Raw genomic sequence first — 26866 nt, forward strand, 5'->3', positions numbered from 1 at the left:
ATTCACAAAAGCCCCGGCAGCTATTTGTACGCGCCTGCCTAGAACTTTTTTCTATTTATCGGTCTATGTGGATAGGCACGAAGCTCGGCAAACCATTTGCCAGCCGGCTACATCCCATTGTCCACCAGAGGTTGTCTTCGCTCATGAAATTCCATGTCCCACGGATAGTGCTGCTCGGCCTGTTCGCGTTCGCGGCAATGGGCTCGGCATCAGCAACGCAAATGAAGGCGTCCACCCCTGCGGCTGCCCCGCACGTCGCAGCCCCCCAGGCTCCGCGCCAGGCCGCCGACAACCCCTGGGCCAACCTGGCCAGCACCGCCGACCAGCAATCGGCACCGCTGCTTGCCCATGACGACCGCTACTGGCACGACCACGACGGCCGCTGGCACGACCGCCGAGGTGATTGGCGTCGCGACCATTGGCGCCGCGAGCAGGCCCGCCGCGCAGCCGAGCGCCGCCGCGACTGGGAGCGTCACCACTATCGCGCGATGCACCATCGCTACGACCGCGACTACCGCGATTACGACCGCCGCTACTATCGTCGTTGATACCCCTCTCATTTCGGCTTCGGGCATCTTGATGCCCGAAGCCCGTCAGAACGTCCCTGGATACGCCCCGCCGTCGATCAGCAGGTTCTGCCCGGTGATATAGCCACCCTGGGCGCTGCACAGGAACGCGCAATACGCCCCGAACTCTTCGGCCTTGCCGAAACGCGCCGCCGGGATCGCCTGACGACGGGCCTGGGTGGTCGCCTGCAGGTCACCGCTGGCCTGGCTCGCAGCCTGCAGGGTCTTTTGCAGGCGAGCGGTGTCGAAGGCGCCTGGCAGGAGGTTGTTCAGCGTGACGTTGCGCCCGGCCAGACGTTGCTGACGAGCAAGCCCGGCGATGAAGCCGGTCAGGCCGCTACGCGCGCCATTGGACAGGCCAAGGATATCGATCGGTGCCTTGACCGCACCGGAGGTGATGTTCACCACCCGCCCGAAACCACGCTCGGCCATGCCATCGACCACCGCCTTGATCAGTTCGATGGGCGTGAGCATGTTGGCATCCAGCGCCTTGAGCCAGTCGTCCCGGCCCCAGTCGCGAAAATCACCCGGGGGTGGGCCGCCGGCATTGTTGACCAGAATATCGACCTGCGGGCAGGCCGCGAGCAGGGCCTTTCGCACAGCTGGCTCGGCTACGTCGCCTACCACCGTACGCACCTCGATGGCCGGGAACAGGCCACGCAACTCAGCGGCTGTCTGCGCCAGGGTGGTGGCGGTGCGGGCGTTGATCACCAGGTTGACGCCTTCGCCGCCCAGGGCTTGGGCACACCCCTTGCCCAGCCCCTGGCTGGCGGCGCAGACGATGGCCCAGCGGCCGTTGATACCCAGATCCATGTTGACTCCCAATTACCAATACGTTGTACGGCGCTGTGGGAGCGGGCTGGCCCAGCGATCAACGGGCAACGCCCTTGGCTGGGCGGGCCCGATCGCAGGGCCGGCCCACTGCCACAACGGTCGCTGTCCCCACTCGCCCCCGATGGTGCTACAACGCGCTGCGGTTGAACACCCCATCCACAAGTCGATCGATCCCCAGCGGGTTGGCGTTCTTCAGGGCATCGGGCAGCAACGCGTCCGGCAGGTTCTGGTAGCACACTGGCCGCAGGAAGCGGTCGATGGCCAGGGTGCCGACCGAGGTTCCCCGGGCATCGGAGGTGGCCGGGTAAGGGCCACCGTGGACCATCGCGTCACAGACCTCGACACCGGTCGGGTAGCCGTTGACCAGCACCCGCCCGACCTTCTGCTCCAGCACCGCCAGCAAGTCGCCTGCCTCGGCAAGCTCCGAAGGTTCGCCGATCAAGGTCGCAGTCAGCTGCCCGCGCAGCCCGGCCAGGGCCTGCAGCAGCATCTGCCGATCATCCACCTCGACCACCACCGTGGCCGGGCCGAACACCTCTTCCTGCAACAGCTCGTCGCCCTCCAGCAGCAACCGGGCATCGGCCCTGAACAGCTGCGCCGACGCCTGCGGGCCGTCGTGGCGGCTGGTGCTCAGGCGCTGCACGTGGGGGTGCGCTTCCAAGGCGCGCAGCCCCGCGGCGTAACTGGCCAGGGTGCCAGGGTTGAGCATGGTCTGCGCCGGCTGGTCATCCAACTGCCGGCCCAAGGCCTCGACGAAGGCGCTGAACGCGGCTGAACGCAGCCCGATCACCAGGCCAGGGTTGGTGCAGAACTGCCCTGCCCCCTGCACCACCGAGGCGCTCAAGTCCCGGGCGATGGTCTCGCCGCGCTGCACCAGGGCCTCGGGCAGCACCAGCACCGGGTTGATGCTGCTCATTTCGGCGAACACCGGAATCGGCTGTGGCCGTGCCGCCGCCAAGTCGCAAAGGGCACGCCCGCCCTTGAGCGACCCGGTGAAGCCCACCGCCTGGATCGCCGGGTGACGCACCAGGCGCTCGCCGACACCGCTGCCGAAGATCATGTTGAAGACCCCTGCCGGCATCTGCGTGCGGCGCGCGGCCCGCTCGATGGCATCGGCCACTTGCTGTGCCGTCCCCATATGCCCACTGTGCGCCTTGACCACCACGGGGCAGCCAGCGGCCAGTGCGGCGGCGGTGTCGCCACCTGCCGTGGAGAAGGCCAACGGGAAATTGCTGGCACCGAACACCGCCACAGGGCCGACGCCCAGCCGGTATTGGCGCAGGTCCGGGCGCGGCAGCGGTTGGCGCTCGGGCAAGGCGCGGTCGATGCGCGCGCCGAGGAAATCGCCCCGACGCAGCACCTGGGCGAACAACCGCAGCTGGCCGCTGGTGCGGGCGCATTCGCCGCTGACCCGCGCGGCCGGCAAGGCAGTCTCGCGTCCGACCAGGGCGATGAAGTCTCCACCCAAGGCGTCCAGTTCATCGGCGATGGCCTCCAGAAAACACGCTCGGCGCTCTGGCGCCAGGGCACGGTAGGCCGGGTAGGCGTTCGCCGCAGCCTGGGCCGCGGCATCCACCTCTTGCTCGGTGGCTTGATGGAAGAAGCCGGGCAGGCGCTCGCCGCTGTGGGCATCGATGCTGCTCAACAGCACCGTGCCCAAGCCGCTACGGCGCCCACCGATGTAGTTGTATCCGTCGGACATGGAAATACGCTCACGAGAAAACAAAGGTCACTTGATCGGCGAGAAGGCCGCCGGCATCAACAGCTTCGACTCCATGCGCACCAGCATGGGGAAGGCCTTTGGAATGAAGCGTTCGAGCCAGTCGCGGTCTTCATAGAGTGCGGCGCGGCGGCGGATACGGTCATCCAGGCTTTCATAGGCCCAGATGTGCACCACCTGGTTGAGTTCGCCGATCTCGGTGTACCACCAGCCCACCAGGGTGGCGTAGCGCGAGATCACCGGCAGGCCTTCTTTCTCGAAGTGCTCCAGGTATTCCTTCATCTTGCCGATGTGCAGGGTGTAGGTGCGCATTTCATAGAACATGGTCAAGGCTTCCTAGGCAGGCGTGCCCGCAGCCGGGCACGCGGAGGGTAATGGGGGGTCAGAGGTGGCCGTGGTAGGCGTCGGTGATCAGCCGCTCGACATCGCGGGCTGTGGTCAAGCGTGGGTTGACCAGCACGTTGCCGCTGCGCATCGAATCGCTGACCATCTGCGGCAGGAACTCCAGGTCCACGCCCAGCTCGCGGATGGTGGCCGGGATGCCGATGGCACGGTTGAGCGCCACTACACGCTCCACGGTGCAGGCCGCCGCCTGCATCAGGTCAAGGCCAGTAACATCGGCCCCCAGGGCAATGGCGATGTCACGGAAACGCTCCGGGCAGGCCGGGACGTTGAACTTGATCACATAGGGCAGCAACGCGGCGTTGGCGATGCCGTGGGGGATGTTGAACACGCCACCGAAGGTGTGCGAGATGGCATGCACGTTGCCCAGCTTGGACTGGGAGAACGCCACGCCGGCCAGGAACGAGCCCAGCAGCATCTGCTCGCGAGCGGCCATGTCAGTGCCGACGAAATAGCACTTCTCCAGGCTGCCCGCGATCATGCGGATCGCCTGCAGCGCCATGGACTGGCTGATCGGGTTGGCCTGGCGCGAAACGTAGGACTCGATGGCATGGGTCAGCGCATCCATGCCGGTAGCGGCGGTGATCGATGCCGGCAGTTTCAAGGTCAGCGCCGGGTCCAGAATGGCCAGGCGCGGGAACAGCTGCGGGCTGATGATGACAGTCTTGAACAGCGTCTGCGTGTTGGTGAACACGGTCGAGGCGGTGCATTCGCTGCCGGTGCCGGCGGTGGTGGGGATGGCGAAGATCGGCAGCGGTGGGTTGACCAGCTTGTCGTAGCCCTCGTAGTCGAGGATGTTGCCCGGGTTGGTGGCCATCGCCGCCACGCCCTTGGCTGTGTCGATGCTGCTGCCACCCCCCACGCCGATCACCGCCCGACAATCATGTTCGCGCAACAGGCGCACGGCGGCATCGAGCACGTCGGTGCTGGGGTTGGCCTGCACCGCCGAGAACAGGTGGTAGTCGATACCGGCCTGCTCCAGGGAGGCGAAGAACCCGCCGAGGATACCCGCGTCGATCAAACCCTGGTCGGTGACCACCAGCAGAGCGCCCTGTACATAGGGCTTGAGCAGCGCACCGGCCTGGTTGGCCAGGCCTTCACCGCATCGGGTGAGGGTGGGGAAATGGAACTGGAAATTGCTCATGGAAGGTCCTCGGGCACGTGGAGCCGCGTTGTTCTTGTTGAACCCGCCGTGAGTCGCAGCGGGCCGTGCCTGGGCAATCTAGGCGGCGCCGGCCGGCGCCAGATAATGAAAAGAGCTGATCCGGGAATAACCGTGGCTTATCGATAAGCAGGCGTTATCCCCGGATCAGCTCTTTTCATTACCTGGCGTCTACCCAGGCCTCCAACAATCGGAGCGCACACGGGCCGGACCGCCGATGGCCACGGGCAATGCCCACGTCGCAGGCTCCAGCCGGTGCAACTCCCGATAATCACAAGAACGAGCACCTGCGATGAAGACGACCTCCTCCCCGGCTGCCCTGGCGCTGGACGCCAACGCCCCCATGACTACGGTGCGCTGGCGCATCTTCCTGATCCTGTTGCTGCTCACCGCGATCAACTACATCGACCGCGCCTCGCTGTCGGTGGCCTTGCCGTTGATCGCACCGGAATTCAACCTGACACCGGCCATGGAAGGGCTGATGCTCAGTGCGTTCTTCTGGTCCTATGCGCTGATGCAGATCCCCGGCGGCCTGCTGCTCGATCGCTTCCACACCCGGGGCATCATCGGCGCCGCGACCATCGCCTGGGGCGCCTTCCAGGCCCTGGGCGCAGCGTCGCACCACTGGGTGGTGCTGCTGCTCACACGCATCGGCCTGGGCGTGGCCGAGTCACCGATCATGCCCGCCGGCGCCAAGCTCAACAGTTCCTGGCTCACGCCCAACGAACGGGGCCGTGGTGCGGTCCTGGTGGACGGCGGCGCACCGCTCGGCAGTGCCTTGGGTGCGATCCTGATCTCCGGGCTGATCGCCTGGCTCGGCTCCTGGCGCCTGGCCTTCGTGGTCGCAGGCGTGGGCACCATCCTGGCCGGTATCCTGGCGTGGAAGTACATCCGCAACCACCCCAGTGAGCACCCGGGCGTCAACGAGGCAGAGCTTCAGCACATCACCGAGGGCAACGCCAGCGCCCATGCGGCGGCGACCAAGGCCCGCATCCCCTTGCGCGTGCTGCTCAAGGACCGCTCGATCTTCGCCATGTTCGCCGGCTACAGCTGCATCCTGGCAGTGTTCTACGGTCTGCTGACCTGGATGCCCAGCTATTTGCACAAGGCCCACGGCCTGGATATCTCGGCCATGGGCGGGGCGACCTTCCTGATCTTCATGTGCGGTTTCATCGGCGAGCTGGTCGGTGGCTGGATCGGAGACAAATGGCGGGCCAGCGGCGCCTCGCCGAATCTGGTGATGCGCACGATGTTCAGCGGCTCGGCCCTGATCGCTGCGGTGTGCATCCTGGCAGCGGCCTTCGTCGCCAGCACGGGCCCGGTGATCACGTTGCTGTGCGTGGCGATGTTCTTCATCCGCTGGTGCGGCATGTATTGGTGCCTGCCGGCAATCATCGGCGGCCCGTCGCGTACCGGTGTATTGGGCGGGACCATGAACTTCTGCGGCAACATGGCCGGGGTGCTGGTACCCATCGCCATCGGCCTGATCGTGCAGTTCACCGGCGAATACTTCTACGCGTTGATCTTCTTCGTGGTGGCGGCATTGCTGATCGCGCTGTTCTCGAGCCTGATCGACTACCGCGAACGGCAGTTCTGAGGATGTTCCGGGCTGCTGCGCAGCCTCTATGGGAGCGGGCTTGTCCCGCGATCAAGGGCGAAGCCCTTGCCAGGCGACGGTGATATCGGGCCCGGCCTAATCGCGGGACAAGTCGGACCGCCGCACCGCCGCTCCCACAGGATGCCGCAGATCAAATGGTCATGCGTTGTTCTCTGGGAGCGGCCTCGTGCCGCCGCCCCCACAACAGGATATTCAAGGCCTTGCGCCTAAGGCGCGGTCAGCTCATCGACCAGCAGCTGCGCCGCATGGGACAGCGGCGATGCCACTCGGTGCACCACCCCGAACGGCTCGCTCAGGGCCCGAAGCCGCACCGCCAGCGACACCAGCAACCCACGCTGTTCGGCGAACGCCGCCACAGCGCTGGGGATTACCGCCACCAGGCTGTGGTCTTCCTCCAGCAGCATGAAGGTGGCGAAGGTGGATGAGGTTTCCAGCGGATAGCGCGGCACCTCCACCCCCGCCTCGCTCAGCTCGCGCTCCAGGGCTTGGCGCATGGGGGTGTTGGCCGGGTACACGATCCAGCGAAAGTGGCTCAGGTCACCGACTTCCAATGCCTGCGCCCCGGCCAGTGGATGCTTGGGATGGGCAACCACCGCCAGGGGTTCCTGGGCCAGCTCCACGAAGCCGTAGTCCGCCGCGTTGCGTCCCACGCTCGGGCGGCAGATCGCCAGGTCCAGGCGCCCTTCATCCAGTTGCGCCAGCAGGTTGGCGCTGGTGTTTTCGGCGATTTCCACCGCAAGCTGCGCCTGCTTGCGCCGCAAGCGCCCCAACGCACACACCAAGGTCGGCATGGCGCCCATGATACTGCCTACCGCCAGGCGCCCGCCCTCTCCCTGTACGATCCCCAGCACTTCCTCGCGCAGATGCCCCAGGTCGCTGTGGATCAGCCGCGCGTAGCGCACCACGCAGCGCCCGGCATCGTTGGCCATCAGGCCGCTGGGCTGGCGCACGAACAGCGGCACGCCGAGGATTTCCTCGACTTCGCGCAGCGCCTTGGTCGCACCGGGTTGGGAGATGGCCATGGCTTCTGCAGCCTTGTGCAGCGAGCCGCAGCGGTCCAGCTCGATGAGCAGGCGCAACTGACGCAGGCGCAGCCTTGCGAAAATACTGTCCAGGGATGGAATCATGGGGCTCTCAATGCTCCGCGCCAGCCAATACGATCTGACGAAACTCGCCTACTATCGGCCGCAGGTCAACTCGGTGCCAGGCCGCCCACAGGCCGATGCTTTGCTGCAACCAGGGCAGCTCGCGCAGCACCACGTTCGGGTTGGTGTCGCAGCCGATGCTCTCTTGGATCAACGCCAACCCCAGGCCCGCGGACACCAGCCCGAGCGCGCTCAGCGGCTCGGCCGCCTCCAGGCGTATCTGCGGCGTGAAGCCTGCCTCCACGCAGCGGGCCAGGAAGCGCTCGCGGCGGTTGGGGTTGGTCTGGCCCTCGACCATGATCCAGTCCTGCTCATGCAGGTCGGCGGGGTCGATCTTTGCCTTGCCCGCCAAGGGGTGCCCCAGCGGCAGCGCCAGGTAGAGCGGGTCCTTGAATACCGGCGTTGCCAACAGGTCCGGATCGTCTGTCGGCATCGGTTCGCAGACCAGGGCGATGTCGAGGCTGCGTTGACGCAAGCCCTCGAACTGCTCCTGGGCGGTGAGGTTGTACAAAGCGATATGAATGCCCGGGCGCTCCTCGCGTACCTGGCGCAACGCCTTGGGCAGCACCCCGGCATGGATCGCGTGGCTGACATAGCCGATGCACAGCCCGCCCGACTCGCCCCGGCCCAAGCGTCGGCCAAGCGACTCCAGGCGTTCAGCGTGCTTGAGCAGGGCCTTGGCTTCGTGAAGGAAGGTGCGACCGTCCGAGGTGATGCGCAGCCGTTGCTGACTGCGTTCGAACAGTTGCAAACCCAGGCGCTCTTCGAGCTGGGCGATCTGCCGGCTCAAGGGTGACTGGGAAATATGCAAGTGCTCCGCCGCCTTGCCCACGTGCTCGAACTCGGCCACGGCGACGAAATAACGGAGTTGTCTGAAATCCAGCATAGTGGCCTTGAAAGCGGACCGCGCCCTGTATGGCGCGGTGAGGAATGGTTCGACCGCAGGCAGGGCCGCGAATCGGCCCTGCCTGTCATCATCAAGCAGCCGGGACGGGCGCCAGGGCATTGATCAACCCTTGTTGGCGCAGCTCGTTCCAGAAGGCTGCCGGGATCACGTCGCTCAGTGCCGCGAGGTCTTCGTTGGCGTGTGCCGGGCGGGTGGCACCCGGGATCACCGAGACCACGGCCGGATGGGCCAGGGCAAACTGCAGGGCAGCCGCCTTCACATCCACACCATGGGCACGGGCCACGGCACGGATGCGCTCGAGCTTGGCCAGCACCGGCTGGGTGGCTTTCTGGTACTCGAAGTGCTCGCCGCCGGCGGTGACACCCGAGCTGTACGGGCCACCCACGACGATGCCTACACCCTGCTCCACCGCTTGCGGCATGACGCGTTGCAGGGCGCGGTCGTGGTCGAGCAGCGAGTAGCGGCCGGCCAACAGGAAGCCGTCCGGACGGGCTTCTTCCAGGTCGAGGGTCAGCTCGATCGGCTCGACGCGGTTGACGCCCAGGCCCCAGGCCTTGATCACGCCCTCTTCACGCAGACGGGTCAGTACGCGGAAGGCACCGGTACGGGCGGTTTCGAACTGGCTCAGCCATTCGTCGCCGTAGAAGTCCTGGGCGATGTCATGGATCCAGACGATGTCCAGGCGGTCGGTCTTCAGGCGGCGCAGGCTGTCCTCGATAGAGCGCAGCGTGGCGTCGGCGCTGTAGTCGTTGACGATGCGGTTGCGGTTGCCGTGTTCGAACAGGCCGCTCTTCTCGCCCAGCTCGCGGCTGGTAGGATCTTCCAGTTCGTCGAGGATGATGCGACCGACCTTGGTGCTGAGCACGTACTCATCACGAGGGCGGCCGACCAGGGCATTGCCCAGGCGGCTTTCGGACAGGCCGGCACCGTAGAACGGGGCGCTGTCGAAGTAGCGCACGCCGTTGTTCCAGGCAGCGTCGACGGTGGCTTGTACTTCGCTTTCCGGCACGTTGCGGAACATGTTGCCCAGCGGTGCGGTACCGAAGCCCAGTGGGTTGGCGATGAGGGACTTGAGGTTCATTGCAGTGTTTTCCTTTGGTGGGGAGTCGTTGTGAACTCCAGTGGCTGCAATCCTAAGCCCAGCCCACCAAGACCGTCCAAGTCATAATTCGACAGACTTGAGACCTTTAATGCATAGCCTCGCCACACCTGGATTTCATAGTGGATGTCCCCGTGACGGTGGGTGTCGGGCGAGCCCACTGCAGCCCGGCACCCTCGTGCCAGCCGCTATTCGATGCGAGGGTGCTGCTGCACCAGCAGCTTGCGCTTGGCTTCGAGCTCGGCGATCTGCGCGTCGATGTCCTCGATCTTCTGCTCGATGGTGTCGTGGTGCTCCTGCAGCAGTTCGCGCGCCTCTTCGATATCCGAGGCCGCCGGCGCCGCACCGCGCAAAGGCTTGTTGGCCGTCTCCTTCATCGACAGGCCCGTGGCCAGGCCCACCACGGCGATCACCATCAGGTAGTAGGCCGGCATGTACAGGTTGTGGGTACCCTCCACCAACCAGGCGGCGATGGTCGGGGTCAGGCCGGCGATCAGCACCGAGATGTTGAAGGCGCTGGCCAAGGCGCTGTAGCGAATGTGGGTGGGGAACATCGCCGGCAGCGTCGAGGCCATGACACCAATGAAGAAATTGAGCAGCACCGCCAGGATCAGCAAGCCTGCGAAGATCACCCCCAGCACGCCACTGTTGATCAGCATGAAGGCAGGGATGGCGAGGACGAACAGCCCCACGCTGCCGGCGATGATGAAGGGCCGGCGGCCGAACTTGTCGCTGAGCAGGCCGATCATGGGCTGAACGAACAGCATGCCGACCATGATCGCGATGATGATCAGCACACCGTGGTCTTCGCTATAGTGCAGGTTGTGGGACAGGTAGCTGGGCATGTAGGTCAGCAGCATGTAGTAGGTGACGTTGGTGGCGATCACCACACCGATGCAGGTCAGCAGGCTGCGCCAGTGCTGGGTGGCGACTTCCTTGAACGAGACCTTCGGGCCCGAGGCCAGGCCTTCGCGGTCGCCCTGCTCGAGCTTGTCGACGTGCTGCTGGAAGGCCGGGGTTTCTTCGAGCGCGTGGCGCAGATACAGGCCGATGAGCCCCAATGGCAAGGCCAGGAAGAACGGCAGGCGCCACCCCCAGTCGAGGAACCGCGCTTCACCGAGTATGGTGGAGATCAGCACCACCAGGCCTGCGCCGAGCACGAAACCTGCGATCGAGCCGAAGTCCAGCCAACTGCCCAGGAAGCCCCGCTTGCGATCGGGCGCGTATTCGGCGACGAAGATCGACGCCCCGGTGTATTCCCCGCCTACCGAGAAGCCCTGGGCCATCTTGGCCAGCAACAGCAGAATGGGCGCCCAGATGCCGATCGAGGCGTAGGACGGAATCAGGCCGATGGCGAAGGTACTCAAGGACATGATCACGATGGTCGCGGCCAGGATCTTCTGCCGACCGTAGCGATCGCCCAGGGCGCCGAAGAACAGTCCGCCCAGCGGGCGTATCAGGAACGGCACCGAGAAAGTCGCCAGGGCGGCAATCATCTGTACGCCTGGGCTGGCATTGGGAAAGAACACCTTGCCCAAGGCATAGGCGACGAACCCATAGACGCCGAAGTCGAACCACTCCATGGCGTTGCCCAGCGCGGCGGCGGTGATCGCCTTGCGCATCTTGGCATCGTCGACGATGGTGATGTCTTTCAAGCCGATCGGCTTGACGGTTTTTTTCCGTGGTTTCATGGCCAGTCCCTGTAGCTGTGCGAGTTCTATGGCATCAGATACAACGGGGCGCTAAATAATTCCTCGTTAAAATCCCAGGTGCACCGCTGCGGGCATATCGCCATTGGCTGGCTATGCTTGGTGGGCGTGCGCAACGCACGCCTAACTGGAACCGATCACATGGAAAGAAGCCCAATGAACGCTATTCGCTCCGTCGCCCTCGCCTCCCTGATGTCCGTGGCCTGCGCCACGGCCTTCGCCGCCAACCTGCCGCTGGGCAGCGAGGCCCTGGAAAGCCATGTGTCCACCCAGGTGCTGGCGGTGGATGCACCGAACTACCTGGTGACGGTCGAAGGGGCCAACAAGAACCCGGTGACGTTCCAGCTCACCGAAAAGGCCAAGGCCCTGCCCAACCTCAAAGTCGGCGACAAGGTGGACATCTACGTGACCCGCGCGGTGGCCTACCAGCTCAATACCGACGTCGGTGGCGCACCGAAGATGAGCGAGGAAGCCGGCACCATCCGCGCCACCAAGGACAACCCCAACCCCGGCGGCGAGGCGTTCCGCCAGGTCAAGGTGACGTCCAAGATCAGCAAGATCGACCTGGACAAGCACGAGGTGACCTTGCTGCCGCCTGAGGGCAAGGTGCAGGTGGTCAAGGTCGAGGACCCGGACCTGCAGGCCCGCATGAAGAACCTCCAGATCGGCCAGACGGTCGATGCGATCTATACCGAGGTACTGCGCATCGAGACCTCGCGTTGACCCATCCGGATCAGGATTTGTAGCCCCCTCTGTAGGAGCTGGCGACAGCCTGCGATGGGCTGCAAAGCAGCCCCAAGCCCTCAAACGGTGGAGCCAGATCCAAGGGGCCGCTTTGCGGCCCATCGCAGGTTCCGCCAGCTCTCATAGAACAACGCATGACCATTTGATTTGCGGCACCCTGTGGGAGCGGCGGTGCGGCGGTCCGACTTGTCCCGCGATTAGGCCCGGCCCGATATCACCGCCGCCGGGCAAGGGCTTCGCCCTTGATCGCGGGACAAGCCCGCTCCCACAGAGGCCTACGCGACAGCGCAGCCCGAAGGGCTGGGTAATCTCCCACGAAGCAAGCGGAGCCTGGGCCGTATATGCCCGGCTGAAGTGTTAGCCACTTGCTCGCTGACGGCAGCGTAGCCCTGGCTTCATTCGGCGCCAGGCAAGTGGGCCCGCAAGAACGCCATCAACGCCCCCGCCGCCGGCGACAGGCTGCGCCCCTTGCGGGTCAGCATGCCGATCTGGCGCTCGACCTTCGGTTCAGCCAAGGGCAGGAACGCGAGTTTTTCGTTCTCCAATGGGAACGCCAAGTAGGGCAAGGTGCTGACGCCCGCGCCCTCCTCCAGCATCGCGATCAACGAAATCATGTTCGAGACGAACAACCGGCTGTGTTCCAGCAAGCACTCGGCCTCGGTGCCCTCGAGCAGGCGCGAGGTACCGTTGCCGATCATTGCCACGCCGCGCAGCTGTGACCAGTGCAGCGCCTGGTTCACCTGCACCAGCGGGTGGTCGGCCCGACAGACCACGCCCACCTGGTCGTGCAGGATCGGCGCGAAGTCGATCTGCTCGTCGGTCACCCACAGGCTGCTGATCGCGAAATCCACCCGCCCCTGGGTCAGGAGCTGCTGGACGTTTTCGGCAGTGCCGTCCTGGATGCTCACCTGAACGTTCGGGTGCTCGGCAACGAAACGCGCCAATGGCCCAGGCAGCAGCCGGCTGGCCACCGACGGCACGGTGGCGATGCTGACCTGGCCGATTTCGTGCCGGGCCAGCAACGTGGCTTCACGGGCGATGCGGTCGTGGTGTTCGAGCAAACCGCGAAACAGCGGCAGGCAATGCTCGCCGAAGGGCGTCAGCTCGACCCGGCCGCCGCCTTTCTCCACCAAGGGCTGGCCCAGTTTCTGTTCGAGTTCGCGCACCGCCAGCGATATCGCGGGCTGGGTACGGTAGGCCTGGCGTGCAGCGGCGTGGAAGCTCTTGAGCTCGGCCACCAGCACGAAATAGCGCAGCTGGGCGATCTTCAGCTCGGGCAACATGGTTAGCGATCCTTATCAAAGCATTTTTTTTATTAATTTTTATTTGCACCATAATGCTCGCATGATGGAAGCCAGGCAAACGGAGGCTTTCATCCATGTCACTCAACACCTACAAGAACTACATCGATGGCCAGTGGTGCGAAGGCTACGCCACCGTCGACAACCACAGCCCTTCGGACACCGGCGACCTGATCGGCCGCTATCACCAGGCCAGCGCCGAACAGACCCGGCAGGCCATCCAGGCCGCCCGCGCCGCGCAGCCACGCTGGGCCGCTACCGGCCTGGAGGCTCGCCAGCAGGTGTTGATGGCCATCGGCGACGAGCTGATCGCCCGCAAGGCAGAGCTTGGCGAACTGCTCTCACGAGAAGAAGGCAAGCCGCTGGCCGAAGGCATCGGCGAGGTCCACCGCAGCGGCCAGTTTTTCCACTACTACGCCGCCGAGGTGCTGCGCCAGATGGGCGAGACCGCCGCATCCGTGCGCCCGGGCATCGACATCGAAGTGCACCGCGAGCCGGTGGGCGTGGTGGGCATCATCACCCCATGGAACTTCCCCATGGCCACGGCGGCCTGGAAGATCGCCCCGGCCCTGGCCTTCGGCAATACCGTGGTGTTCAAGCCGGCCAACCTGGTACCGGCCAGCGCCTGGGCGCTGACCGAGATCATCAGCCGCCAGGGCCTGCCGGAGGGTACCTTCAACCTGGTCATGGGCAGTGGCGCCAGCGTCGGCGAAACCCTCGTGCAGTCGGCCGACATCGACGCCCTGACTTTCACAGGCTCCCTGGAGACCGGTCGCCACGTGGCGATGGCCACTGCCGGCAACCTGGTGCGCTGCCAGCTGGAGATGGGCAGCAAGAACGCGCTGGTGGTGATGGACGACGCCGACCTTGACCTGGCGGTGGAATGCGCGCTCAACGGCGCCTTCTTCGGCACCGGGCAGAAGTGCACGGCGTCTTCGCGGCTGATCGTCTGCGACGCGATCCATGACCGCTTCGTCGAAGCCCTGCGCCTGCGCATGCGCCAGCTCAAGGTCGGCCATGCCTTGCACGCCGGCGTGCAGATCGGCCCGGTAGCCGAAGCCCGCCAACTGGAACAGAACCTGGAATACCTGCGCCTGGCCCAGGCCGAAGGCGCCACCCTGGTCGAGGGTGGCGAGCGCCTGCAACTGGAGACCGACGGCTACTACATGCGCCCGGCGCTGTTCATCGACAGCCGCAATGACATGCGCATCAACCGCGAGGAAGTCTTCGGCCCCATCGCCTGCGTAATCCGCGTGCAGGACTTCGAAGAGGCCCTGGCCACGCTCAACGACACCCGCTACGGCCTCACCGCCGGCATCATCACCCAGTCGCTGCGCCACGCCAGTGAGTTCAAGCGCCGCGCCCAGACCGGCTGCGTGATGGTCAACCTGCCCACCGCCGGCACCGACTACCACGTGCCGTTCGGCGGCCGCAAGGCCTCGAGCTTTGGCCCACGCGAACAGGGGCAGTACGCCCGCGACTTCTACACCGTGGTCAAGACCACCTACCTGCGCCCCTGAAAGGAATACCCGCCATGCACGACCTCTTGATGATCGACGGCCTGCAGTATTCCAACTGGAGCCCAGAGATATTCCAGCAGATGCAGGCCGGTGGCCTGAGCGCGGTACACGCCACCATCGCCTACCACGAGAACGCCCGCGAGACCCTGTCGCGCCTGGGCGAGTGGAACCGCCGTTTCGAAACCTGGCCCGAGCTGATCCGCCCGGTGCGCACGGCCAGCGACATCCGCCTGGCCCAGGAGGAAGGCCGGGTGGGGATCTTCTTCGGTTTCCAGAACTGCTCGCCCATCGAGGACGACATCGCCCTGGTGGAGGTCTTCCGCCAGCTGGGCGTGTTCGTCATGCAGCTCACCTACAACAACCAGAGCCTGCTGGCCAGCGGCTGCTACGAGCGTGAAGACAACGGCATCAGCCGCTTCGGCCGCCAGGTGATCGCCGAAATGAACCGGGTCGGCATGCTGATCGACATGTCCCACAGTGCCGAGCGCAGCACCCTGGAGGCCATCGAACTGTCCAGCCGGCCGGTGATCATTTCCCACGCCAACCCGTCGAGCTTCCATGCCGCCAAGCGCAACAAGTCCGACGCGGTGCTGCGTGCCATCGCCGAGTCCGGCGGGCTGCTGGGCTTCAGCACCTACCCGTTCCACCTCAAGGGCGCTTCGGAGTGCTCCCTGGAGAGCTTCTGCGACATGGTCGCGCGTACCGCCGACCTGATGGGCGTCGAGCACATCGGCATCGGCACCGACCTGTGCCAGGGACAGCCGCTGTCGGTGCTCGAATGGATGCGTAACGGCCGCTGGAGCAAGGAGAAAGACTACGGCGAAGGCTCCAAGGACAACGCCAACTGGCCAGCGCCGTTGCAATGGTTCCGCGACAGCCGCGACTTCCCCAACATCGCCCAGGGCCTGCGCGCCCGAGGCTTTGCCGAGGAAGACGTGCGCAGGATCATGGGGCTGAACTGGTTGCGCCTGCTGGAAACTGCCACCACGGCGCAGGCCTGAGCCCCCGCACGGACAGCCTTACAAAAACAACAATCACAGGTTCCGGAGGCTAAATGAAAAACCCAACCACCCTGCCGGCTGACGACCAGACCCTGCGCCTGCCGCTGTCGCGGGACATCGACTGGCCGCTGTTTCTGATCAGCGGCGGTTTCCTCGGCGCATTCCTGTTGGCGGCCCTGATCGACATCGATGGGGTGTCGGCCCTGGTCAACACGCTGTTCACCTGGTCGACCAAGGCCTTTGGCCTGTACTGGCAGGTGTTGATGCTGGCGACCTTCGTGGTCAGTCTGGCCATTGGCTTTTCCAAGTGCGGGCGCGTACGCCTGGGCGGCGTGACCCAACGCCCGGATATCAGCACCTTCAACTGGATCGCGGTGATCATGTGCGCACTGCTGGCCGGTGGCGGCGCCTTCTGGGCCGCCGCCGAACCGCTGATGCATTTCGCCAGCCCACCCCCGCTGTTCCCAGGCCTGCAGCCTCACAGCGAAGCAGCGGCCACCGCAGCCTTGGCGCAGTCGTTCGTGCACTGGGGCTTTCTGGCCTGGGCGGTGCTCGGCAGCCTGCTGGCGATCGTGCTGATGCACCTGCACTACGACAAGGGCCTGCCGCTGGCACCGCGCACCCTGCTCTACCCGCTGTTCGGCGAGCGGGCACTCAAGGGCCCTATCGGCACCCTGGCCGATGCCGCCTCGATCGTCGCCGTGGTGGCCGGCACCATCGGCCCTATCGGCTTTCTCGGCCTGCAGATCAGCAGCGCACTGCATGCCGTCTGGGGCGTGCCCAACGGCATCGTCACCCAGTCGGTCACCATCATCCTGGTCACGCTGATGTACACCGTCTCGTGCCTGGTGGGGCTCAAGGGCATCCGCTTCGTCAGCGAGATCAACGTGTGGCTGATGCTTGGCCTCGCCGTGTTCATGGTGGTGTTCGGCCCGACGCTGTTCATCCTCGGCGGCTTCCCGGCAGCGTTCGCCCTGCACATCGAGCACTTCATCCCAATGACGATGTTCCGCGCCGACCCTAAGTGGCTGGACTGGTGGACAGTGTTCTACTGGGGCTGGTTCATCGGCTACGCGCCCATGGTGGCGCTGTACGTCGCGCGCATCTCACGGGGCCGCACCATTCGCGAGATCATCATGACGTTGTCGATCATCGCCCCGCTGGTGACCATGTTCTGGTTCACCGTGGTCGGCGGCGCGGGCATCGGCCTGGAACTGCAGACCCCAGGTATCGTCACTGCCCACGGCTCACAGCCTGAAGACCTGCTGCTGGGCGTGACCCAGAACCTGCCGCTCGGTGGCCTGGTCAGCGCGCTGTTCCTGTTCCTGAGCTTCATCTCGGTGGCCACCAATGGCGATGCCATGGCGTTCACCGTGGCGCTGGCGATGTCCAGCACCGACAAACCGAAGAAGTGGCTGTGCGGCTTCTGGGCCATCGGCATGGGCCTGGCGGCAGTGGTGCTGATCACCATCGGCGCGGGCGGTGTGACGGCCCTGCAGTCCTTCATTGTCATCACCGCGGTGCCGGTTTCGCTGGTGATCCTGCCAGCGCTGTGGGATGCGGTACGCATCGCCCGGCACATGGCCCGCGAACAAGGCATCTGAACATGAGGCATCCAGGTACAACGACAATGTCCAACACCGTGCTTGCAACGCCCACGCTGCGCCCCGCCAGCCAGGTCATGGACCTGGCCCGGCTGGGCAGCCACTTCCAAAGCCCACTGAGCTTCGTGCGCAGCAGCATGCGGCGGATGATGAACCAGCGCTGGCAGGTCCAACGCAGCCGCTTCGACCTCGACAGTGAGGGCTTCGGCACCGCCATCTATCGTATCGACACACCGAACGCCCACTACCATTGCGTGCTGTTCTCGGCCTACTTGCCGCCGGAGAAACGCAGCGACCGGGTGATCGCCGACCAGTGGGACGTGACCTTCGTGCTGGTGGCCGGGGATGTGGACGAGGCGCAACAGGCCGACCTTGCACGCAACGTACCGCTGCAGGAGGCCGGGCGCTTCGATGCCCGGGTGCTGGTGCTGTCGCGGGCCAACCGCAGCCTGCGCAACTTCGACCGCTTCCTGACGGCGCTGGCCGAAGGCAGACAGCCGGACCCGCGCCAGCTGGCGGAGGTCGGCTACCTCTACCGCACCACCGCCGTCTACGGCAACGGCAAGTTCGGCATCGCCGATTTTGCCTGCTTGCAAGGCAACCCGGACTTCGACCAGCCATTCGCGGCGCAAATGTTCACCGTGTACCTGCTGCGCCATTTCAGCATCGAGCAGATCGAGCACATGGCCCGGGCGCTCGACCCGCAACGGGCGGTGAAGCTGGCCCCGGCGCTGCAACGCTACCTGGGCGTCGGCAACGCCACAGGGCTGGGCATGGCGCCTTTTCTGGTCAACCACCCGCAACTGGTGGAACGTTGGGTCAGCGTGCGCGAAACCGCACTGGCCCAGGTGCTGTCGCAAGCGGCCGAGCCCGTCCACCTGGCACGCCTGCATACGCTGCTGCAGCGCGCCCACCAGCACCTCGCCCAGACCTTGACCGAAGACCCGCGCCAGCATGGGCAAAACCAGTGCACCCTGGCCGAGCTTGCCGCGCTGGCCGAATGGCTCGAACGCCAACCGGCGAGCGCCGACCTCTGGCCTCGTCTGCTGGCATGGAGCGAGGCCCACGGGGGCCTGGGTTGCCAGGAGCTGTTGGTCAGCCTGCTGCTGGAGCTGTACCCCGAACAGGTCACCCCTCTGGCCGACCAGATGGGCGTGGTCGAAGGCTGGCGCCTGGATGCGCAGATGCCCCTGACGCAGTTGCGGGCACTGATCGAGCAGCAGTACGGCTGGGCCCTGGCCTATGACTTCAGCGACGTGGAGGCCGAACACTTCTTCTGGTATCGCTCGGCTGAAAAAGAAGAGCCTCGCCTCGGCATGCGCGCCGAGGAGCCGGGAGCCGAGAAGGAGATGCAGCTGGGCATCGCGCGCAATCTCCAGCACTGCCACGCCGCCGTGCTCGAGCACCTGCGCACCCAGCCCCAGGCGCTGACCGCGCACTTCCTGATCGCCCAGCCGGCGTTCAAGGGCACGGTGCGCCGCCTGCAAGGCATGGCGCAGTCCCGTTATGGCGAGATACGCGCCAACCTGCTGGCCCATGACATGCTGCCGATCCACCTGCTGCGCTGCAAGCTGGCGTTCTTCGGTGCCGGCAAGTTCGACCCCAAGTCCAGCCGTTGGGTCCGCATCACGCTGTTCCAGGGCGCGCCGCTGGTCAGCGAGATCGGCCAACCGTTCGCGGACGACTGGAACTTCGCAGTCATGCCGCAAGGAGACCTGTGACCATGCGTGTATCGCTCAATGAAATCCAGGTGATGTGCCGCAAGGCCTTCGAAGGCATGGGCTTTGCCGCCGGCGATTGCGAGGATGCCGCCGACCTGGTCGGCTGGCTGCACCTGCAAGGCCTCGATGGCCTCGGCACCGTGGCCAAAGCCCTGGACTACCTGCAACGGGAAGCCGACCGCCCCTACGCCTTGCGCTACGAGGACAGCGCCGTGCTGGTGGTCGACGCCCAGGGCCAGAGCGTGCTGCGCTGTGCCGCGACCGCGGTGGAGCTGGCGCTGGGCAAGGCCTTGCGCACTGGCCAGGCGCTGTTGCGCATCCACCGGTGCCACAACCGCCTGTTGCTGCTGGGCTACTTGAGCCGGGCCGCAGAGCTGGGGCTCGACGTGCAGGCCCGCTGGGGCGATGCCCGCCAACAACACGTGGCGACCTTCGCCGCCGGTGCCGTCCGCCCTGAGCTGCACAGCGATGAACAGGCCGCCTCCACCACGCCCGAACAGTGCATCACAGTGCTGTTCAACCGGCCTGCCCGGCACACCGGGCCCGTAGCCGTTCCCCTGGCCCTACCCACGGACGGCTTCACCGTCAGCGAGCAGACCTGGCAGCGGCTCAAGCAGCTGGCCGAGCACATCCTGGTCGAAAGCACCGAAGCCTCACGCCGACATGGCGCCGGCGGCGGCAGCGATGCCGACTGACCCGCGTCCACTTTTTTCAGGAACCGTCCCCATGAAATACGCCATCAAGACCGACCTGTTCGCCTCAAAGGCCCCGCTGGAATGGGCGGTCGTCGGCAACGGCACGCTCTATACCGCACAGATCCCCATCGATGCCCAGGGCCAGGTGGTCACCGGCGGCATCGAAGCACAGACCCGCCAGACCCTGGACAACCTGCGCCACACCCTGGACGCCGCAGGCAGCTCGCTGGACGCCGTGACCCAAGTGCTGATCTACGTCACCGACCGCAGCTACCTGGCCACGGTCAACAGCCTGTACGGCCAGTATTTCCAGGCGCCCTACCCCAACCGCGCCGCCGTCGTGGTGGCCGGTTTGGCGCGCGAGGAAATGCTGGTGGAGCTGGTGGTGTACGCCTGCCTGTAATTGCACGCGCCCTATCGCGGGGCAAGCTCACTCCCACAGACTTCGTGGGAGCTGGCGACAGCCTGCGATAGGGCCCGAAAAACACCCCACGAACCGGGTCTGGAGAGACAAATCACGCACCCTGCGGACCGATCGCGCACTCATCGTTGCCATCAGCGATCAAGGCGCTAACACCGGTCGACGATCACGCTAATAGTTGCTGGCCTATCACACACCAACGAGGCTAGCTCCGTGTACCCACGTGTCCTTTGCTCCCTGTCCCTGTTGACCCTCGCCATTTCCGCCGCCCATGGCGCCGAGCCGCTCGATACCCCGCGCCTGGTGGGCATGGACAACTTCCGTGACATCGCCGGCACCACCACCGCCTACAGCACCGCCCATGACGGCACCCTGCGCGCAGGGATGTTCTACCGCTCCAACGCCGTGACCCCGACCGCCTCGGACCTGGCTGCCCTGGCCCCTCTGGGCATCGGCACGGTGTTCGACCTGCGAACCCCCAGCGAGATCGCCGCCACCCCCGACACCCTGCCGGCCGGTGCGGCCTACCGGAACATCGACATCATCGGCAACAATACCTCCGGGGCCAACATCACCGACATGGTGTTCCACAGCGCCGCCGAAGCCGAAGCGATGATGAAGGAGACCAACCGTGCCTTCGTCTACGATGCCGGCATGCGCAGCCAGTACACCGTGCTGTTCAACGAGCTGGCCCGCACCGAGGACGCGGCGCTGTTCCATTGCACCGCCGGCAAGGACCGCACCGGCTGGACCGCTGCGCTGCTGCAGAGCATCGCCGGTGTCGACGACGCCACCATCATGCAGGACTACCTGGCCACCAACGCCTACACCGCCGAGCGCATGGCGGCGATCCTCGATTCGCTGCCGCCGAACCTTGCCGAGATCTATGGGCCGTTGATCGGTGTGGAGGCCAGCTACCTGCAGGCAGGGCTGGACGAGGTGAAGGCACGCTACGGCAGCATGGACAACTACCTCAAGCAAGGCCTGGGGTTGTCCCAGGAAACCCTCTATGTGCTGCGTGGCAAGATGGTCCGCTTCAACAGCCTGCCCGGCCAGGCTGGCCTGCAAGGCAACGCCGCGGCAGGCGCGCGGCTGTTGCAGGGCCTACAGGACAGCCGCCTGTCGGGCACCTACAGCGCCTACAACTACTACCTGCAATCGGCCATCGATGCCGGCAGCCTGGGCGGCGTCGAGGCCACCGTCGGTGGCCAGGTGCATGCCGACGCTGCCAGCTACCTGCTGCGCCAGGGCACGATGATCGAACAGGCCAGCGCGCCCTTCGCCAGCGGCACGGACCTCAAGGTCGGCCAGACGCGGTTGTGGAGCACAGCCCTGGCCAGCTACCTGGGCACCGACGGCTCGTCCCACGCACGCAGCAGCAACGAGCACAGCCAAGGCCTGATGATCGGCCTGACCCAGCGCTTTTCCGAACAGCTCAGCGCCCATGCAGGCTTCGGCTACAGCCGCGGCAACATCGGCGGTGCCGGCGGCGAGGCGGACACCGACCTGACCTTCCTCAGCGCAGGCGCACGCTTCGCGCCGGGCAGCCTTGAGCAAGGGCTGTTCATCGAGGCCGATGCCCATGCCGGCTGGTTCGACTACCAGAGCAAACGCGACCTGGGTAACGGCTTGGGCCGGGCCAAGGGCGACAGCCATGGCAACCTGGCCGGGGCCGGCTTGGCGCTGGGCTATCGGATGCAGGCGGGCACCCTGACGCTGGAGCCAAGCCTAGGCATACGCGTCAGCCACGTGGACCGTTCGGGCTTCACGGAAAAAGGCAGCGAGCTGGCGCTGGAGGTAGACAGCCTCCAGGAAACCCGGCGCAGCGCGGTAGCCAACCTCCAGGCCAGCCTGGCGCCGGTGGACCTGAGCGGTGGCTGGCAGCTGGTGCCGGGGTTCACGCTGGGGTACGAGCATGTGTTGGGCGACCATCAGGTCGACAGCGAAGGCCACCTGCTGGGGCTGGATATCGAACAGCGCGCGGCGTACGACAACCGCGACCTGTTCAATGCCGGGGTCAATGCGATGGCCTCCCTCGGAGCGTTCAGCGTGGGGGCTGAAGTGGCGGCTGGCGGTGGCGGTGACAGCCATGGGGTGAGCGGTAGCCTGAAGGCCAGCTACGCGTTTTGACGGTTCGGGGCTGCGTAGCAGCCCCCCAACGGCCTACCCTCTGCGCCGAACCTGCGCCGGGCTCACGCCATAGGCCTGCTGGAAATACTGCGCGAACCGCCCCGCATTGCTGAAGCCATGACGCAACGCCACCTGAGACACCGAAACAGGCTCCCCATGCACCAATGACTCGTAGGCCTGCTCCAAGCGCACCTGCCGTTGGTAATCCACGATCGAACACCCCAGGAACCTGCGAAACCCCTGCTGCAACGCACGCAAGCTGACGTTGGCGAGGGCCGCCAAGTCCGTGCCGCTGGTCGCGCTCGATGGGTGGGCACGGATCCAGTCCATGGCCAGCTTCACATGCCGTGGCGCGATCTGCGGCACGGGCCGGCGCAAGGCTTGGCTATGGTTGTGCGGCCAAGCCTCGAGCACCGCGTCGACCAGCATTTCCTGCAAACGCACCGGCATCAGCGCACCGGCATGGATCAGCTGGTCGAACTCGTTGCCGGTGGCCAGCTCGAGCAAGGCGCGAATGCCATGACAGGCAGCAACCTCCAGCGACACCACCGGCTCGAAGCGAATCGGCTGCAACACCGGTTTGCCCAGTAATGTCGCCAAGCGCTCGGTGATCAGGCTTCGGCGGATCGACATGCCGCATTGGGCGTGGCCGTCGCTCACGCGCAAGGTACGCAACGCCCTTTTCTCGATGGCCAGGCCCATGCCAGGCAGCCCGACGGTTTCGCCCTGATGGCCGAAGACCACCTTGCCCGCGCTGGGCAACACGAAAGTGATCTCGTCCTGCGGGTCGGTGAAGGTTACGCAACAATCGCCCTGGTAGTGCATGCGGCGAAAGCTGACGCCCTCATGACGACCGTAGACGCCACCGATGAGCAGGTCGTCCGACAGCACCAGCGAATCGGCGTAGAGGTTGTCGAACATGCGCGAGAACAGAGCACCGAACGCCTCGCTGCGCATGTCCCGGGAGCGGAGAATGATCTGTTTGCGGAGCGTGCCGGTACTCACCATCAAGGCCACCTTCTTGTTGTTGGACGCAAAAGCGCCAGGACCTTACCAAGGGCGCATGACAGCGGCATGACCCCTGCAGCGCCCCACCCGCATAGCAATGGCAACATTTTGATGCAAACTTCGCAGGCGAATCGCCACCTGCCTCCGTAGAATTGCTGCCTGGCGTGTGCTGCGTGCGCCCGGGAGCCTTCCCGAATACGGAGAACATTCATTTGTTTTCCGAGAGTCAGTCCATGTTGCATGCAGCCTCCACACATTCCTGGCATTTGCTGTTCCGCCTTCATGCGGTCGGCACGGCCATGCGCCACACCCTTCCCTTCTTCTCGCCTTTCGCTGCAGTGGTCCGGATCATCCGGCGCCATCGTTTCGCTGTGTCCACGTTCCGACGCACCGCTGCTTTTGCGCAGGCGACGCCATGAACGAGGACTCCTTGATGAATGCTCCCCTTCCCATCCTCACCTCGCAATCGGTGCTGCGCCGCTTGCTGGCCAGCGAAGCCGCAGGCGGCGTGTTGTTGATGTTCACCGCAGCCCTGGCCATCGTGATCGCCAACAGCCCCTGGGCCGAGGCCTACCAACACCTGCTGCACCTGCCCGTGGGGCCGACGCTCAGCGACAAGCTCGGGCCGATGACCGTGCACCTGTGGATCAACGACGGCCTGATGGCGGTGTTCTTCCTGCTGGTGGGCCTGGAGATCAAGCGCGAGCTGGTCGACGGCCGGCTCGCCACCTGGGAACAACGGCGCCTGCCGGCCTTGCCGGCACTGATGGGCATGGCCGTGCCGGCGCTGATCTACCTGGCGTTTTCGCGCAGCGAACCGGGGCTTGCCGGTGGCTGGGCGATCCCTGCCGCCACTGACATCGCCTTCGCCGTCGGCGCCCTGGCGCTGCTGGGGCGGCATGCGCCGCTGTCGTTGAAGGTGATGCTGGTCTCGGTGGCGATCATCGACGACATGGGCGCAGTGGCGATCATCGCCTTGTTCTACACCTCGTCGATCAACCTGATGGCCCTGGCGGCGGCAGCCGGGATCGTCATTGTCCTGCTGGCGTTCAACCGCTTGCGCGTGGTGCCGCTGTGGCCCTACCTGCTGGGCATCGTCGCGCTGTGGTACGTGACCCTGCTCTCCGGCGTGCATGCCACCATCGCCGGCGTGGTCGGCGCGCTGCTGATTCCCTACAGCGCCGGGGCCGGCAAAGGTGACGACGCCAGCCCGTTGCTCAAGCTCGAGCATGGCCTGGCACCTTGGGTCGGTTTCCTGATCGTGCCGGCCTTCGGCTTCGCCAATGCCGGTGTGTCCTTCAGCCACCTGAGCTGGAGCGACGTACTCGCCCCCCTGCCGCTGAGCATCGCCCTGGGCCTGCTGCTGGGCAAGCAACTGGGGGTGTTCGCCGGGGTGCTGCTGGCGGTCAAGACGGGCCTGGCGGCCAAACCGCGCGGCGCCAGCTGGCTGCAGATCTATGGCGTGGCCATGCTCTGCGGCATTGGCTTCACCATGAGCCTGTTCATTGGCGAACTGGCCTTCCCGGGGCAGCCGGAGCGTATCGACGAAGCGAAGATCGGCATCCTCCTCGGCTCGCTGCTGTCGGCACTGATCGCCTGCGCCATCCTGCGCTTTGCGCCCAAGCGCGAAGCCTAGCGGGCCCCGTGCCCCCATCGCCGGCAAGCCGGCTCCCACAGGTTCGGCGGCGTCTACGACCGCAGCGCAATACACGTGGGAGCCGGCTCGCCGGCGATCGAGGCGGCACGAACAGCGCCAGGTTGTCGGCCCGCACAGCCCATGATCGACACTCGACCATTCGTCGAGCTTCCCACCCACCCAGCCCAACCCCCGCAGCCCACGCCCTTCTAACGACCATGTGCGCATCACCGCCTTGGAGGGGCAATCGACAATGAACGAACGCTTGTTGGACTCGCTGACGAACTCGACCATCTTTGGCATCTCTGTCCTTAACGGATTGCTGGCCCTGGGAGTCAGCCTGGTCACCTTCCTGGTCGCCCGCTGGGCCATCAGCTTCGTCAAGCGCAGGGTGCAGGGCTGGTCCGCCCATGATGGTCACTTCGCCCAGGTGCTGGCCAAGGTGCTCGAAGGCACCAGCAATGTCTTGTTGTTCCTCGCCGCCCTGCTCATCGGCCTGAGCGTGCTGGACCTGCCGGAGCGCTGGCTGGACCGGGTCGGCAGCCTATGGTTCGTGGTGGCAGCGTTGCAGATCGGCCTGTGGGCCAACCGCGCCATCGCCCTTGGCCTGTCCCGCTATTTCGCCCGGCACAGCAGCGCCGGCCTCTACCAGGGCAGTGCCCTGGCCACGCTGTCCGCCTGGGGCGCCAGGGTGCTGCTCTGGTCGATGGTGCTGCTGGCCATGCTCTCCAACCTCGGGGTGAACATCACCGCCTTCGTCGCGAGCCTGGGCGTGGGCGGTATCGCCGTGGCGCTGGCGGTGCAGAACATTCTCGGCGACCTGTTCGCCTCGCTTTCCATCGCCGTGGACAAGCCGTTCGAAGTGGGCGATTTCATCGTCATCGGCCCGCTGGCCGGGACGGTGGAGCACATCGGGCTGAAGACCACACGCATCCGCAGCCTCGGCGGCGAGCAGATCGTCATGGCCAACGCCGGCATGATCAGCAGCACCATCCAGAACTACAAGCGCCTGCAGGAGCGGCGCATCGTCTTCGAGTTCGGCCTTTCCTACGACACCCCCACCGAAGCGGTGAAGAAGGCGCCGGGCATCGTCGCGCAAGTGATCCAGAAGCAGGACAAGGTGCGCTTCGACCGTGCCCACCTGCGCGGTTTCGGCAAGGAGTCGCTGGAGTTCGAATGCGTCTACATCGTGCTCGACCCGGGGTACAACCTGTACATGGATATCCAGCAGGCGATCAACTTCCAGCTGCTGGAACAGTTCGCCGGCATCGGCGCGAAATTCGCCGTGCCGGCGCGGGCGATCAAGGTGACCTCGCTGCCGGAAGCCTCGAACCAGGTGGGCCGCGACCAGGGTGGCCACAAGGCCAGGGAGTGATCAACCGATCCCTGGACGAGCCACTTCGAAGTGACCGCGAAACACCGTTTCGACAATGCGCCATTGCCCTTCCACCCGTTGGTAGCGGTCTTGGTAGAACCCGCCCAACTGGCGGGTCGCCCCGGTCTCGCCGTCGCGGTTCTGGTAATGCAGGGCCCAACGGGCCCTGGCGTTGTCGGCGTCCTGGAAGTCGATCTCCGGGTTGGCGGCATGGTGCAGGTCGATCACCCTGGGCACGCAGGCCAACTCGCGGAACAACGCCAGGAACGGCTCTCGGTCGCGGAAGAGGCCCAGCGACCCATAGTCGATCAGCACCTCGCCCCCGGCGAAGCAGTCACGGATGGCCGCCACGTCCTTCAGGTCGCAGGCGTTCAGGTAGCGATGCTTGAGCTGGCGGATAGCCTCCAGGGCTTCCAGGCGGTCGATGCGTTGTTCCAGGTCCACTGCGTTCACCTTCCTTGACGGGTGATTGTGGGCCCGACACTACCCCCTCCAAAAACCACCCCGCACCCTCCATTCGGACTAGGCGGTCAGCGTGCCTGTCCCGC

At 65.5% G+C, this 26866-nt stretch carries 23 protein-coding genes; 12 read left to right on the forward strand and 11 right to left on the reverse strand.

The genetic code is table 11. The annotated features are described in order from the left end of the window. Nucleotides 1-143 precede the first annotated feature (143 nt). Nucleotides 144-548 carry a hypothetical protein gene (locus ACXHGZ_RS12795; RefSeq protein ID WP_480460167.1) on the forward strand — a complete coding sequence of 135 codons (405 nt, stop codon included), beginning with the start codon at nt 144-146 and terminating at the stop codon, nt 546-548. Nucleotides 549-593: 45 nt separating this feature from the next. Here the strand turns inward: ACXHGZ_RS12795 and ACXHGZ_RS12800 are convergent, their stop codons facing one another. The 4 genes from ACXHGZ_RS12800 to ACXHGZ_RS12815 form a co-directional block, all read right to left on the reverse strand. Continuing rightward, nucleotides 594-1379 (reverse strand): SDR family oxidoreductase, encoded by a 786-nt coding sequence (locus ACXHGZ_RS12800; protein ID WP_480460168.1) that lies wholly within the window; start codon nt 1377-1379, stop codon nt 594-596. Between the two features lie 148 nt (nt 1380-1527). Next, entirely contained in the window at nt 1528-3102 is a 1575-nt protein-coding gene (locus ACXHGZ_RS12805) for an aldehyde dehydrogenase (NADP(+)) (protein WP_480460169.1), read from the reverse strand. Nucleotides 3103-3129: 27 nt separating this feature from the next. Continuing rightward, nucleotides 3130-3444 carry an NIPSNAP family protein gene (locus tag ACXHGZ_RS12810; protein WP_324812986.1) on the reverse strand — a complete coding sequence of 105 codons (315 nt, stop codon included), beginning with the start codon at nt 3442-3444 and terminating at the stop codon, nt 3130-3132. A gap of 58 nt (nt 3445-3502) precedes the next feature. After that, a complete protein-coding gene (locus ACXHGZ_RS12815; protein WP_324812989.1) occupies nt 3503-4666 on the reverse strand; it encodes an iron-containing alcohol dehydrogenase in 1164 nt (387 codons plus the stop codon). A gap of 310 nt (nt 4667-4976) precedes the next feature. On the opposite strand from ACXHGZ_RS12815, the gene ACXHGZ_RS12820 reads away from it, so the two are divergent. Continuing rightward, the gene (locus ACXHGZ_RS12820; RefSeq protein WP_480460170.1) at nt 4977-6281 is read left to right on the forward strand and encodes an MFS transporter; all 1305 of its coding nucleotides are present in this window, start codon (nt 4977-4979) and stop codon (nt 6279-6281) included. 227 nt (nt 6282-6508) lie between these two features. Here ACXHGZ_RS12820 and ACXHGZ_RS12825 read toward each other — a convergent pair whose 3' ends face one another. From ACXHGZ_RS12825 to proP, 4 genes are all read right to left on the reverse strand, one after another. Further along, nucleotides 6509-7429 (reverse strand): LysR family transcriptional regulator, encoded by a 921-nt coding sequence (locus ACXHGZ_RS12825; protein WP_480460171.1) that lies wholly within the window; start codon nt 7427-7429, stop codon nt 6509-6511. Between the two features lie 7 nt (nt 7430-7436). Beyond that, entirely contained in the window at nt 7437-8333 is an 897-nt protein-coding gene (locus ACXHGZ_RS12830; RefSeq protein WP_084858893.1) for a LysR substrate-binding domain-containing protein, read from the reverse strand. Nucleotides 8334-8424: 91 nt separating this feature from the next. Further along, nucleotides 8425-9435: an aldo/keto reductase gene (locus ACXHGZ_RS12835; protein WP_480460172.1), complete on the reverse strand. Its 1011-nt coding sequence runs from the start codon at nt 9433-9435 to the stop codon at nt 8425-8427. Between the two features lie 206 nt (nt 9436-9641). Beyond that, nucleotides 9642-11144: a glycine betaine/L-proline transporter ProP gene (gene proP / locus ACXHGZ_RS12840; RefSeq protein ID WP_224456214.1), complete on the reverse strand. Its 1503-nt coding sequence runs from the start codon at nt 11142-11144 to the stop codon at nt 9642-9644. A gap of 174 nt (nt 11145-11318) precedes the next feature. On the opposite strand from proP, the gene ACXHGZ_RS12845 reads away from it, so the two are divergent. After that, nucleotides 11319-11885: a hypothetical protein gene (locus tag ACXHGZ_RS12845; RefSeq protein ID WP_224456215.1), complete on the forward strand. Its 567-nt coding sequence runs from the start codon at nt 11319-11321 to the stop codon at nt 11883-11885. Between the two features lie 416 nt (nt 11886-12301). Here ACXHGZ_RS12845 and ACXHGZ_RS12850 read toward each other — a convergent pair whose 3' ends face one another. Continuing rightward, the gene (locus ACXHGZ_RS12850; protein WP_480460173.1) at nt 12302-13189 is read right to left on the reverse strand and encodes a LysR family transcriptional regulator; all 888 of its coding nucleotides are present in this window, start codon (nt 13187-13189) and stop codon (nt 12302-12304) included. Between the two features lie 95 nt (nt 13190-13284). On the opposite strand from ACXHGZ_RS12850, the gene ACXHGZ_RS12855 reads away from it, so the two are divergent. From ACXHGZ_RS12855 to ACXHGZ_RS12885, 7 genes are all read left to right on the forward strand, one after another. Then, a complete protein-coding gene (locus ACXHGZ_RS12855; protein ID WP_480460174.1) occupies nt 13285-14727 on the forward strand; it encodes an aldehyde dehydrogenase family protein in 1443 nt (480 codons plus the stop codon). 14 nt (nt 14728-14741) lie between these two features. Then, nucleotides 14742-15728, forward strand: a complete 987-nt coding sequence (locus ACXHGZ_RS12860) for a dipeptidase (RefSeq protein ID WP_480460175.1) — start codon at nt 14742-14744, stop codon at nt 15726-15728. Nucleotides 15729-15781: 53 nt separating this feature from the next. Then, on the forward strand, nt 15782-17332 hold the full coding sequence (locus ACXHGZ_RS12865) for a BCCT family transporter (RefSeq protein ID WP_480460176.1): 1551 nt from the start codon (nt 15782-15784) through the stop codon (nt 17330-17332). A gap of 26 nt (nt 17333-17358) precedes the next feature. Continuing rightward, nucleotides 17359-19053 (forward strand): hypothetical protein, encoded by a 1695-nt coding sequence (locus tag ACXHGZ_RS12870; RefSeq protein WP_480460177.1) that lies wholly within the window; start codon nt 17359-17361, stop codon nt 19051-19053. A gap of 2 nt (nt 19054-19055) precedes the next feature. Next, entirely contained in the window at nt 19056-19748 is a 693-nt protein-coding gene (locus ACXHGZ_RS12875) for a DUF3726 domain-containing protein (protein WP_480460178.1), read from the forward strand. A gap of 31 nt (nt 19749-19779) precedes the next feature. After that, on the forward strand, nt 19780-20151 hold the full coding sequence (locus ACXHGZ_RS12880) for a RidA family protein (RefSeq protein WP_480460179.1): 372 nt from the start codon (nt 19780-19782) through the stop codon (nt 20149-20151). 231 nt (nt 20152-20382) lie between these two features. Beyond that, on the forward strand, nt 20383-22299 hold the full coding sequence (locus ACXHGZ_RS12885; protein ID WP_480460180.1) for a tyrosine-protein phosphatase: 1917 nt from the start codon (nt 20383-20385) through the stop codon (nt 22297-22299). A 33-nt stretch (nt 22300-22332) separates the two neighbouring features. Here the strand turns inward: ACXHGZ_RS12885 and ACXHGZ_RS12890 are convergent, their stop codons facing one another. Then, on the reverse strand, nt 22333-23307 hold the full coding sequence (locus ACXHGZ_RS12890) for an AraC family transcriptional regulator (RefSeq protein ID WP_480460181.1): 975 nt from the start codon (nt 23305-23307) through the stop codon (nt 22333-22335). A 433-nt stretch (nt 23308-23740) separates the two neighbouring features. Between ACXHGZ_RS12890 and nhaA the strand changes: the two genes are divergently transcribed. Together nhaA and ACXHGZ_RS12900 are read left to right on the forward strand one after the other, a co-directional pair. After that, on the forward strand, nt 23741-24943 hold the full coding sequence (gene nhaA, locus ACXHGZ_RS12895; protein ID WP_480460182.1) for a Na+/H+ antiporter NhaA: 1203 nt from the start codon (nt 23741-23743) through the stop codon (nt 24941-24943). A gap of 253 nt (nt 24944-25196) precedes the next feature. After that, nucleotides 25197-26318 carry a mechanosensitive ion channel family protein gene (locus tag ACXHGZ_RS12900; RefSeq protein WP_480460183.1) on the forward strand — a complete coding sequence of 374 codons (1122 nt, stop codon included), beginning with the start codon at nt 25197-25199 and terminating at the stop codon, nt 26316-26318. On the opposite strand, the gene ACXHGZ_RS12905 is transcribed toward ACXHGZ_RS12900, so the two are convergent. Then, complete coding sequence (locus ACXHGZ_RS12905; protein WP_480460184.1) at nt 26319-26762, reverse strand: nuclear transport factor 2 family protein; 444 nt, start codon at nt 26760-26762, stop codon at nt 26319-26321. It abuts the gene before it with no gap. Nucleotides 26763-26866: the final 104 nt, after the last annotated feature.

It is taken from the genome of Pseudomonas shiyinii, assembly GCF_056725765.1.

Bases quoted from the DNA above. Each gene is read 5' to 3' on its own strand.
- ACXHGZ_RS12855 (WP_480460174.1), top strand. From the start codon at position 13,285: ATGTCACTCAACACCTACAAGAACTACATCGATGGCCAGTGGTGCGAA.
- ACXHGZ_RS12805 (WP_480460169.1), bottom strand. From the start codon at position 3,102: ATGTCCGACGGATACAACTACATCGGTGGGCGCCGTAGCGGCTTGGGC.
- ACXHGZ_RS12820 (WP_480460170.1), top strand. From the start codon at position 4,977: ATGAAGACGACCTCCTCCCCGGCTGCCCTGGCGCTGGACGCCAACGCC.
- proP (WP_224456214.1), bottom strand. From the start codon at position 11,144: ATGAAACCACGGAAAAAAACCGTCAAGCCGATCGGCTTGAAAGACATC.
- ACXHGZ_RS12900 (WP_480460183.1), top strand. From the start codon at position 25,197: ATGAACGAACGCTTGTTGGACTCGCTGACGAACTCGACCATCTTTGGC.
- ACXHGZ_RS12800 (WP_480460168.1), bottom strand. From the start codon at position 1,379: ATGGATCTGGGTATCAACGGCCGCTGGGCCATCGTCTGCGCCGCCAGC.
- ACXHGZ_RS12815 (WP_324812989.1), bottom strand. From the start codon at position 4,666: ATGAGCAATTTCCAGTTCCATTTCCCCACCCTCACCCGATGCGGTGAA.
- ACXHGZ_RS12810 (WP_324812986.1), bottom strand. From the start codon at position 3,444: ATGTTCTATGAAATGCGCACCTACACCCTGCACATCGGCAAGATGAAG.
- ACXHGZ_RS12875 (WP_480460178.1), top strand. From the start codon at position 19,056: ATGCGTGTATCGCTCAATGAAATCCAGGTGATGTGCCGCAAGGCCTTC.
- nhaA (WP_480460182.1), top strand. From the start codon at position 23,741: ATGAATGCTCCCCTTCCCATCCTCACCTCGCAATCGGTGCTGCGCCGC.
- ACXHGZ_RS12845 (WP_224456215.1), top strand. From the start codon at position 11,319: ATGAACGCTATTCGCTCCGTCGCCCTCGCCTCCCTGATGTCCGTGGCC.
- ACXHGZ_RS12850 (WP_480460173.1), bottom strand. From the start codon at position 13,189: ATGTTGCCCGAGCTGAAGATCGCCCAGCTGCGCTATTTCGTGCTGGTG.
- ACXHGZ_RS12795 (WP_480460167.1), top strand. From the start codon at position 144: ATGAAATTCCATGTCCCACGGATAGTGCTGCTCGGCCTGTTCGCGTTC.
- ACXHGZ_RS12890 (WP_480460181.1), bottom strand. From the start codon at position 23,307: ATGGTGAGTACCGGCACGCTCCGCAAACAGATCATTCTCCGCTCCCGG.
- ACXHGZ_RS12870 (WP_480460177.1), top strand. From the start codon at position 17,359: ATGTCCAACACCGTGCTTGCAACGCCCACGCTGCGCCCCGCCAGCCAG.
- ACXHGZ_RS12835 (WP_480460172.1), bottom strand. From the start codon at position 9,435: ATGAACCTCAAGTCCCTCATCGCCAACCCACTGGGCTTCGGTACCGCA.
- ACXHGZ_RS12830 (WP_084858893.1), bottom strand. From the start codon at position 8,333: ATGCTGGATTTCAGACAACTCCGTTATTTCGTCGCCGTGGCCGAGTTC.
- ACXHGZ_RS12880 (WP_480460179.1), top strand. From the start codon at position 19,780: ATGAAATACGCCATCAAGACCGACCTGTTCGCCTCAAAGGCCCCGCTG.
- ACXHGZ_RS12860 (WP_480460175.1), top strand. From the start codon at position 14,742: ATGCACGACCTCTTGATGATCGACGGCCTGCAGTATTCCAACTGGAGC.
- ACXHGZ_RS12825 (WP_480460171.1), bottom strand. From the start codon at position 7,429: ATGATTCCATCCCTGGACAGTATTTTCGCAAGGCTGCGCCTGCGTCAG.
- ACXHGZ_RS12865 (WP_480460176.1), top strand. From the start codon at position 15,782: ATGAAAAACCCAACCACCCTGCCGGCTGACGACCAGACCCTGCGCCTG.